The 9371-nt window shown below is 64.9% G+C and carries 8 protein-coding genes and 1 tRNA gene; 7 read left to right on the plus strand and 2 right to left on the minus strand.

All coding sequences use genetic code 11. The annotated features are described in order from the left end of the window. The first annotated feature begins 45 nt into the window (after window positions 1–45). The 7 genes from ACFMBG_RS05895 (at window position 46) to ACFMBG_RS05925 (ending at window position 7325) form a co-directional block, all read left to right on the plus strand. On the plus strand, window positions 46–1251 hold the full coding sequence (locus tag ACFMBG_RS05895; protein ID WP_421053770.1) for a class I SAM-dependent methyltransferase: 1206 nt from the start codon (window positions 46–48) through the stop codon (window positions 1249–1251). A 28-nt stretch (window positions 1252–1279) separates the two neighbouring features. Then, window positions 1280–1720 carry a TrgA family protein gene (locus ACFMBG_RS05900; RefSeq protein ID WP_421053771.1) on the plus strand — a complete coding sequence of 147 codons (441 nt, stop codon included), beginning with the start codon at window positions 1280–1282 and terminating at the stop codon, window positions 1718–1720. Window positions 1721–1750: 30 nt separating this feature from the next. Beyond that, window positions 1751–2875, plus strand: a complete 1125-nt coding sequence (locus ACFMBG_RS05905) for an NUDIX domain-containing protein (protein WP_421053772.1) — start codon at window positions 1751–1753, stop codon at window positions 2873–2875. A gap of 68 nt (window positions 2876–2943) precedes the next feature. Further along, window positions 2944–3978 (plus strand): cysteine synthase A, encoded by a 1035-nt coding sequence (locus tag ACFMBG_RS05910; protein ID WP_421053773.1) that lies wholly within the window; start codon window positions 2944–2946, stop codon window positions 3976–3978. After that, on the plus strand, window positions 3975–6443 hold the full coding sequence (locus tag ACFMBG_RS05915; protein ID WP_421053774.1) for a DUF3772 domain-containing protein: 2469 nt from the start codon (window positions 3975–3977) through the stop codon (window positions 6441–6443). Before ACFMBG_RS05910 ends, ACFMBG_RS05915 begins: the two co-directional genes overlap by 4 nt. Next, window positions 6430–7155: an alanyl-tRNA editing protein gene (locus ACFMBG_RS05920; protein WP_421053775.1), complete on the plus strand. Its 726-nt coding sequence runs from the start codon at window positions 6430–6432 to the stop codon at window positions 7153–7155. The genes ACFMBG_RS05915 and ACFMBG_RS05920 overlap by 14 nt, the downstream gene beginning before the upstream one ends. An 80-nt stretch (window positions 7156–7235) precedes the next feature. Beyond that, window positions 7236–7325 (plus strand) — tRNA-Ser (locus ACFMBG_RS05925). A gap of 465 nt (window positions 7326–7790) precedes the next feature. Here ACFMBG_RS05925 and ACFMBG_RS05930 read toward each other — a convergent pair. Together ACFMBG_RS05930 and ACFMBG_RS05935 are read right to left on the minus strand one after the other, a co-directional pair. Beyond that, window positions 7791–8240 (minus strand): hypothetical protein, encoded by a 450-nt coding sequence (locus ACFMBG_RS05930; protein WP_421053776.1) that lies wholly within the window; start codon window positions 8238–8240, stop codon window positions 7791–7793. Next, the gene (locus ACFMBG_RS05935) at window positions 8237–8794 is read right to left on the minus strand and encodes a hypothetical protein (RefSeq protein WP_421053777.1); all 558 of its coding nucleotides are present in this window, start codon (window positions 8792–8794) and stop codon (window positions 8237–8239) included. Before ACFMBG_RS05935 ends, ACFMBG_RS05930 begins: the two co-directional genes overlap by 4 nt. Window positions 8795–9371: the final 577 nt, after the last annotated feature.

Below are 9371 nucleotides of genomic sequence, written 5' to 3' on the forward strand. Positions count from 1 at the left end.
GCTTTTTCCCTGTAGCACACCGGTATCTTCTACAGGGGGAAGCGTATGAAGCTCACGTCCGTTGAGGGCCAGGAAAACCTGCCGCGCTACTTTGCAGCGGTGTTTGCCAAGATCAAGGCGATGGAAGTCGGGCAGTTGGACATCCATCTGCCGGACGGGCGCATATTCTCGGCCAAGGGCCGAAACCCCGGCCCGGTGGCTGATCTGCACATCCACAACCCGGATTGCTTTGCCCGGCTGATCCGCGAAGGCGACCTGGGGTTTTCGGATGCCTATCTGGAAGGCTGGTGGAGCACCTCCGACCTGCAGGCCTTTATGGATCTGGTGCATATGGGGGCCAATACCGTCTATGACGGCTTCCCGGGCCGCGGCCTGGCGCGTGCCTATGAACGGTTCCGCTTCTGGCTGCACCGCAACCACCGCAAGCAGGCGAAAAAGAACATCTCCTATCACTACGATCTGGGCAATGACTTCTACAGCCTGTGGCTGGACGACACGATGACCTATTCCAGCGCCCTGTTCCAAAGCGGCCAGGACAGCCTGGAAAAGGCGCAGACCGCCAAATACGCCTCGATGGTGGACCAGATGGGTGTCAAGCCCGGTGACCACGTGCTGGAGATCGGCTGCGGCTGGGGCGGCTTTGCCGAATATGCCGCCGGCCAGCGCGGGCTGCGGGTCACCGGCCTGACGATCAGTAAGGAGCAGTTAAGGTTTGCCCGCCAGCGTCTTGAAAAAGCGGGGCTTTCTGACAAGGTGGAGCTGCGCCTGCAGGACTACCGCGACTGCCGCGGCCAGTTTGACGGCATCGCCTCGATCGAAATGTTCGAGGCGGTGGGCGAAAAATACTGGCCCGCCTACTTCAGCACCATCCGCGACCGGCTGAAACCCGGCGGCAAGGCCACCTTGCAGATCATCACCGTCGCCGACCGGCGCTGGGAGGTCTACCGCAAGGGCGTCGATTTCATCCAGAAGCACATCTTCCCCGGCGGCATGCTGCCCTCGCCCAAGGTGCTGCGCGAACATGTCGAGAAGGCAGGCCTCGGCGTGGTCCGCTCGATCGAGTTCGGCGACAGCTACAACCAGACCCTGCGGCGCTGGCACGACACCTTCAACACCCGCTGGGACCAGATTGCCCGCATGGGCTTTGACGAGCGCTTCCACAAGATGTGGAACTTTTACCTCACTTCCTGCGCGGCAGCCTTTAAGACTGGAAATTGCGACGTGACGCAGATTACAGTTGCTCATCGCTGAGTGAACTGCCGCACGGAACTGACCAGACATGCCCACCGGAGCCCGACTGACCGCCGCAATTTGCCTGGGCCTGGTGGCGTTTTTCGTGTCCTTCCTGGTCATGCCGCTGATGCCCGAGGGCACGGATTTCGGCTATTTCGTGCATGTCAATGTGGTGCTGGGGCTGCTCTGCGGCTGGATCTTCATGGGCAGGCGGGCAGGCCGCGGCCTGGTGCCCGCCATCAACAACGGCATCACCGGCATGGCGGTGATGGTGCTGTGGGCGCTGTTCATCCAGGGCGCCTGGGAAATGTTCCGCCTGGCCATGCGCCACCGCTATGACGGCCCGTTTGAGGCGCTGTCGGCGATCTTTGTCATTGCGCTGGACTATTTCTTTGTTATCGCTGTGCCATCCGTTCTGGTGCCGCTGGCCGTGGGCGGCGTGCTGGCCGGGCTTGCGACCGAAAACGCCTCCCGCCGCTGGAGCTGATAAAAATTTATTAACAACAGGTTACCTGCCGTGGTTAATCTCTTCTTCTTTGGCACGCTGCGCCATCTCCCTTTGCTTGAACTGGTGCTGGGCCGCAGCGGTACGGCGCTCAATGCCCAGGCTGCGAAACTGCCCGGGCATGGGGTCTACCAGGTCGCGGGGCAGCCGTTTCCGGCGATCGAGGAACGGGCGGGGGCCACCGCCGACGGCGTTCTGGTGCAGGACCTTTCGCCCGCCGACCTGGATGCGCTCAACTTCTACGAGGGCGGCTTTGGCTATGCGCTGAAACCGGTCTCCGTGCAGCTGGAGGACGGCGGCACCGCCCCGGCGGAAGTCTATTTCCCCGAACCCGGCCTGTGGCAGACAGCAGAGCCCTGGGATCTGGCGGCCTGGGTGCAGAAATGGGGCGCGCTGTCCCTGCGCGCCGCCGAGGAAGTGATGGCCTACCACGGCCGCATGACCGCCGAAGAGGTGGCCCGCTGCTTCCCCTCCGTCCGCCGCCGCGCCGCCGCCTGGCTGGCAGCGCAGGCGCGCCCTGGCGACCCGGAGCATGACCTGTCCAAGGACGTGATCGTCCACAGCCACAAGCGCGCTTATCTGAACTTCTTCGCGATGGAAGAAATGGAGCTGCAGTTCCGCCGCTACGACGGCAGCATGAGCCCGGTGATGCACCGTTCTGCCGCGATGGCGGGCCATGCGGCAGTGGTTCTGCCTTACGACCCGGTCCGCGATCAGGTGCTGCTGGTGGAGCAATTCCGCGCACCCCCCTTCATGATGGGCGAAGCCCACCCCTGGATGTGGGAGCCGGTGGCGGGTGTGATCGACCCGGGCGAAACGCCCGAGGAGACCGCCATCCGCGAGGCGCAGGAGGAGGCGGGTGTCACCGTGCAACGGCTGGAGCCGGTCGCGCAGGTCTATCCCTCCAGCGGGGCGCTGGCGGAATTAATACATGTTTTCATTGGTATAGCTGACTTTTCTGATCTCAATGGCGGCGGCGGGGTTGCGGGCGAGGGCGAGGACATCCGCAGCAAGATCCTCAGCTATGACGAGCTGATGCTGGGGGTGGACGGCCAGATTTATCAGGACATGCCGCTGGTGACCGCGGCGCTGTGGCTTGCACGCCACCGCAGCCGGCTGCGCAACGCTTCGTCCTGAGCCGCTTCCCGCCTTGTGAACGCCGGGGCGCTTAGTTACACCTTGGGGGAACGATCGAAAGGGATACCATGCGCATTGCACGCGATCTGGCTGATGCCATCGGCCACACACCTCTTATCCGCCTGAACCGCGTCAGCGAAGAGACCGGCTGCGAGATCCTGGGCAAGGCGGAATTCATGAATCCGGGCCAGTCGGTCAAGGACCGCGCCGCGCTCTACATCATCAAGGATGCCGTGGCCCGCGGCGAGCTCAAGCCCGGCGGCACCATTGTCGAAGGCACCGCCGGCAACACCGGCATCGGCCTGGCGCTGGTCGGCGCGTCGATGGGTTTCAAGACGGTCATCGTGATCCCGGAAACCCAGTCGGAAGAAAAGAAGGACATGCTGCGCCTCGCTGGCGCCCAGCTGGTCCAGGTGCCTGCGGCGCCCTACAAGAACCCCAACAACTACGTGCGCTATTCCCAGCGCCTGGCGGAAAAGCTGGCCAAGACTGAGCCGAACGGTGCGATCTGGGCCAACCAGTTCGACAATGTCGCCAACCGCCAGGCCCATGTGGAAACCACCGGCCCGGAGATCTGGGAACAGACCGGCGGCAAGGTCGACGGCTTTGTCTGTGCCGTGGGCTCCGGCGGCACTCTGGCGGGCGTGGCCGAGGCGCTGCAGCCCAAGGGCGTCAAGATCGGCCTGGCCGATCCGATGGGCGCGGCGCTCTATTCCTACTACACCACTGGCGAGCTGGCCGCCGAGGGCAGCTCGATCACCGAGGGCATCGGCCAGGGCCGGATCACCAAGAACCTGGAAGGCTTCACGCCTGATTACAGCTATCAGGTGCCGGACAGCGAGGCGCTGCCGTATGTCTTTGACCTGCTGCACGAGGAAGGCCTGGTGCTGGGCGGCTCCTCCGGCATCAACATTGCAGGCGCTGTGCGCATGGCCAAGGACATGGGGCCGGGCAAGACCATCGTCACCGTTCTGTGCGACTATGGCACCCGCTACCAGTCCAAGCTGTTCAACCCGGATTTCCTGCGGGAGAAAAACCTGCCGGTGCCGGAGTGGATGACCCATACGCCCGCGTCGATTCCCGGCGTATTTGAGGACGTATGACACCTTTCATAACCGCTTTGCGGACTGTTTTGCTGGGGCTGGCCCTTGTGGCCGGCCTCGCTATGCCTGCCCTGGCGCAGCTGAACGCTGAATCCCGGGCGATCTACCAGGACTGGCTCAAGACCGCCAACCGCGCGGAAGAAGTCATTGACGCCAGACGGGCCTCCAGCGCCGCGCTGGAAACGCTGCGCAAGGAGCTGGCCGGCTACCGCCAGAACTTCCTGGACGCGCGCACCGACAACGGCGACCGCATCCAGACCCTCGAAGGCCAGCTGAATGCGCTCGGCCCGGCGCCGGGCGAAGGCGAAAGCGAGCCCGAGGACATCGCGCAGCTGCGCCGCTCGCTGGAGCAGCAGCTGAAGGATCTCAAGGTCCCGCGCATCGTGGCGGAAGAGGCCTTCAGCCGCGCCAACGGCCTGATTGCCGAAATCGACAAGCTTATCCGCGAGCGCCGCACCCGCAAGCTGCTGGAGCGCGGGCCGTCGCCGCTCAATCCCGAAAACTGGCCTGGCGCAGTGCGCTCCCTGACCCGGTCCGCCGGGTCGCTGTGGAATGAAACCGCGACCCGTATCAGCAGCGCCACCACCATTGAGCGGATCCAGAACAGCCTGCCCGCATTGCTGCTGCTGCTGGTGATTTCAGCGCTGCTGCTGCTGCGCGGCCGGCCCTGGGCCCATGCGGCAGGCGACTATCTGCGCCAGTTCGGCAGCAGCGGCCGCGGCGTCTGGGGATTTGTCGTCTCGCTGCTGGAGGTGATCCTGCCCTTTGCGGGCATCCTCCTGCTGGTCGCGGCGGTAGACCTGTCCGGCATCCTCGGCTTCCGCGGCTCGGTGGTGCTGGATTACGTGCCCGGCTGGGCGCTGCTGATCCTCTCCTTCCACTGGCTGGGCAACCAGCTGTTCTCGGGCCGGATCGAAAACGATCTGGTGCCGGTGCAGGAAGGCCGCCTCAACGAAACCCGGCTGATGGTCGACATCCTGGCGGTGATCCTGGTTCTGCAGGATGCGCTGACCCTGGTGGAAAACATCGACAACATCCCGGCAGAGGCCCACGCGGTCGCCAGCTTCCCGCTGATCATGGGCGCGGCGCTGGTGCTGCTGCGCCTGCACCGGATCGGCGCCAAGCGCCGCCAGAAGCAAACCGGGGACGACAGCGAAGACGATGGCGCCATCGCAGCCGGCGCCAACCGGGTGATGACGCTGGTGCGCCGCGCCGCCTATCTGCTGGGATTTGTGTCGCCGGTGCTGGCGGCCTTTGGCTATGTCAACGCGGCTGAGGCGCTGATCTACCCGGCGGTCTCCACCCTGGCGCTGCTGGCTGCCCTGCTGGTGCTGCAGCGCTTCCTGGGCGATGTTTACGGCTGGCTGTCCGGCAAGGGGTCCGAGGCGCGGGATTCGCTGTTTGCCGTGATCATCGGCTTCCTGCTGGTGACCCTGGCGCTGCCGCTGCTGGCGCTGATCTGGGGCGCCCGGGTGGCCGACCTGACGGAACTGTGGTCGCGCTTCCTGGAAGGCTTCCAGATCGGCGGCACCCGGATCTCGCCCACCGCCTTCCTCACCTTTGCGATCGTCTTTGCCGTCGGCTATGCGCTGACGCGGCTGGTGCAGGGGTCCCTGCGCAACTCGCTGCTGCCCAAGACCAAGATCGACCCGGGCGGCCAGAACGCGATCACCTCGGGGCTTGGCTATGTCGGCATCTTCCTGTCGGCGGTGGTGGCGATCTCCATGGCGGGCCTCGACCTCTCTTCGCTCGCCATCGTGGCCGGTGCACTGTCGGTCGGCATCGGCTTCGGCCTGCAGACCATCGTGTCGAACTTCGTCTCCGGCATCATCCTGCTGATCGAGCGCCCAGTCTCCAAGGGCGACTGGATCGAGGTCGGCGGGCTGATGGGCTATGTCCGTGACATCTCGGTGCGCTCCACCCGGATCGAGACCTTCGACCGCACCGACGTGATCGTGCCGAACTCCGACCTGATCTCCGGCACCGTCACCAACTACACCCGCGGCAACACCGTGGGCCGGGTGATCGTGCCGGTGGGCGTCGCCTATGGCACCGACCCGCGCAAGGTCGAGTCGATCCTGGCCGAGATCGCCAAGGGCCATCCGATGGTGTTGCTGAACCCCGCGCCCTCGGTGGTGTTCCAGGGCTTCGGCGCCGATTCCCTCGATTTCGAGATCCGGGCCATCCTGCGCGACGTGAACTGGGTTCTGTCGGTGAAATCCGACATGAACTACGAAATCGCCAAGCGGTTCCAGGAAGAAGGGATCGAGATCCCCTTCATGCAGCGCGACATCTGGATCCGCAATCCGGAGGCGCTGGCCCAGGCCACGGCAGCCCCTGCCGCAGGGGAGCCCGCAAGCCCCCCGGTCTCCGCCCCCGCGGCGGCTCCGCCCAAGCCGGACCTGGACGATTTGCAGCAAGATCCCGACGAGGACGCAGATGGAGACTCAGATGCCGACAAGTGAGCTGCTGTTCCGCAAGGACGCCTATGCCCGGATGACCGAGGCACAGGTGCTGGCCCATACGGAGCAGGGCGGCATCGTCTTGGACCGCACCCTGTTCTACGCCACCGGCGGCGGCCAGCCCGGCGACAGCGGCAAACTGTTGTGGGCCGAAGGCCAATGCGCCATTTCCACCACGGTCAAGGGCGATGAGGGCGCGGTGGTGCTGGTGCCTGAGGACGGCTCCGCCCTGCCTCCTGCGGGCACCACGGTGACCCAGGTGCTCGACTGGGACCGCCGCTATGGCCACATGCGGGTGCACACGGCGCTGCATCTCCTATCGGTGGTGATTCCGCTGGAGGTCACCGGCGGTTCGATCAGCGCGGACAAGGGGCGGCTCGACTTCAACATGCCGGAGGCCCCGGAGGACAAGCAGGCGCTTCAGGATCAGCTGCAGGCGCTGATCGACCGCGACCTGGAGGTGAGCGAGGATTGGATCACCGACGCCGAACTGGACGCCAATCCGCAGCTGGTGAAGACGATGTCGGTTTCACCGCCGCGCGGGGCAGGGCAGGTGCGGCTGGTGCGGATCGGCACCGCAGACGAACAGGTGGACCTGCAGCCCTGCGGCGGCACCCACGTCAAACGCACCGGTGAAATCGGCAGAATCCGCCTCGGCAAGGTGGAGAAAAAGGGCAAGCAGAACCGCCGCGTCTACCTGCATCTGGAGGCCTGAAAAAGATTGGGGGGAAGGCGCATTTTTTGCCATTTCGGCTCTTGCAATTCCCCCTCCAATCCTTCAAAAGCCCCCTCAACGGAGAGGTGGCCGAGTGGTCGAAGGCGCACGCCTGGAAAGTGTGTAGGCGGGAAACCGTCTCCAGGGTTCGAATCCCTGTCTCTCCGCCATTTTTCACTTCAGGCGCAGGGCGCTTGCCCAGTGAAATCAGGCGCGTAGATGCGTAGATGCGTTCTATGCATCAAAATTTGCTCCACATTTCTGCTATCGATTGGCCGCTCCTGCTGATGGCACCAAAGGGTAACTGGATTCCGCTCTTTGGATTAGCGCTGGCCCGCCCTCGCTAATGATACCTTGTAATCATGGCCAGATCAGTAGCGCGGCATGAACAAGCAGCAGCACGATCAGTGCGGCGCGCACGAACAGGGTAAAATGCCTGCGCGAGCATAGGCGCAGGCGGCGGAGTGGTCGTCTCATCGTCGCTCCTCGATCTGATGGGGGGGGCGCGTCGGCGTCCTCGTAGCAGCGCAGGAGTGGTGATCATCAACGACGCGCCGAACGCCGGGGGGATCCAATCCCGGCGCCGGGGGCCTTGCGGCCCTCAAGGGGCGGCGCCCAGGGCGGGCGCCGACCGTTTACTCTACGTCGATCATGCGGATGCTGAGCCTGATCGCCTCGGCGAAGTCGACCGCCCGCCGGGCGGCGCGATGCAGCTCTTCGAGTGGCGGCAGAGCCGCTTGAAGCGTCTCCGCTTCCGGCGAGAGCCGCCGGTGCCGGTCGTAGGCCTCGGTGCAGCCGATCAGGCGGTCGCGCGGGATGGCGACCTTCTCCTCGGATGTCCCGGCGGCGATCGCGATGCGGATCTCCCCGATGGCGAGGTCGAGGAAATAGGGGAGATTGCCGTCGATGCCTGTCTCCTCATCGAGGAACTCGATGGTCTCCCTGACAGCCTGCCGTGCGTCGGCCTCGAGATTCGGCATGACATGGCTGGTCAGGTGCTGCGACATGCCCGACCGCAGCTCGAGAACGGCCCGCACGAGCTCTACCTGCTGTTCGACGAGGGTCTTCGGCGGAAGCGCGGTCATTGCTGCACCTCTTTCCCGGCAATAGCCACACGTCGCGGCATGCGCCGCTCGACCGTAAAGCCGCGTCCCCGGCCCACACCTGCCCGGGACCGGCGCCCGGCCCGACGGTCGGCCGCGATATCGCGCTCCGCGTGGAGGCGGCCGCGAACGGCGTTCATCGCCGCGAAGGCCGACCCGTCGAGGCGCCCGAGCACGGCCGAACCGGTGGCCCGGCACACGGAGAAGCCTCGGTGGCTCAGCGGCACGAGCAGCCGGCGCTCACCAACGAAGCGGGTCGGCTCGTTCAGCCCTGCCGAGAGGTAGTCCGCTCGGCGGCGGACATGCACCTCGTAGCCGATGTTGGACCGGCGACGGGAGGTGGTGCCGTAGGCGAGCAGCGCGTAGCGCTTGCCTCCGTGCTCCTCGATGTCGAGGATGAGGCAGGGCCGTGCCTTGGGGTGGCCGGTATGGCCCTCCTCGGCAAGCGGAAAGCGGAACGAGACGATGTCTCCAGGCGACAGGTGGTCCTGCCACGCCGGGGTCATCGCAAATGTGGTCTGTGTGCTGTCGAGCATTGTCGGTGTCCTTGAATGGTGGATGTCCGACGCGCCCGGTCCCTCTCTATCCTATCGGCCGGGACCTTCCGTCGTGCGCGTCACAAGGCGCGCGCACGACGAAAGGGGCTGGCCTTCCCCCTGGTCTGGTCACTTTTTCTGGAATGATGGGGAGAGCGTCGAGAGGGGTGTCCCCTCTCGACTTTTCAAAGGGCCGGAGATGAGCTGCCTTGGCGACGAGAAGCGCTGTTCGCTTCACTACGCCGGAACGTCGAAATCGGACCGGAATCGGGTCGTACGCCGTCACGGTCGCCCCGACCCCGAAAGGTTCGAACGACCTTATCCCGAGCTATACACCAAGATGGGCGAAGGCCCGGAGCCAGCCCTTTGCTGCCGGTCGCACCAGGTGCAAGGCTCCGGATGCAGCAGATGCGAGGCTTGCCAGCCATTCTATCGACAGCGGACGTTCATCCAGGAAAGAACACCACTGCTGATGCCGCAAGCTGCACCAGCCGCAGGAAGCTGATCCTCCCCCAGTGAAGTGGTCCGCCGTTATGTTTAGGAAAACGGAGGATCAGAATGGGAACGAAGCGGCACA

This window comes from Leisingera coralii, from assembly GCF_049056525.1.
Classification (GTDB): domain Bacteria; phylum Pseudomonadota; class Alphaproteobacteria; order Rhodobacterales; family Rhodobacteraceae; genus Leisingera; species Leisingera coralii.

Coding starts and splice junctions, on each gene's coding strand:
- ACFMBG_RS05895 (WP_421053770.1), top strand. CDS start 46: ATGAAGCTCACGTCCGTTGAGGGCCAGGAAAACCTGCCGCGCTACTTT.
- ACFMBG_RS05900 (WP_421053771.1), top strand. CDS start 1,280: ATGCCCACCGGAGCCCGACTGACCGCCGCAATTTGCCTGGGCCTGGTG.
- ACFMBG_RS05910 (WP_421053773.1), top strand. CDS start 2,944: ATGCGCATTGCACGCGATCTGGCTGATGCCATCGGCCACACACCTCTT.
- ACFMBG_RS05915 (WP_421053774.1), top strand. CDS start 3,975: ATGACACCTTTCATAACCGCTTTGCGGACTGTTTTGCTGGGGCTGGCC.
- ACFMBG_RS05920 (WP_421053775.1), top strand. CDS start 6,430: ATGCCGACAAGTGAGCTGCTGTTCCGCAAGGACGCCTATGCCCGGATG.
- ACFMBG_RS05930 (WP_421053776.1), bottom strand. CDS start 8,240: ATGACCGCGCTTCCGCCGAAGACCCTCGTCGAACAGCAGGTAGAGCTC.
- ACFMBG_RS05935 (WP_421053777.1), bottom strand. CDS start 8,794: ATGCTCGACAGCACACAGACCACATTTGCGATGACCCCGGCGTGGCAG.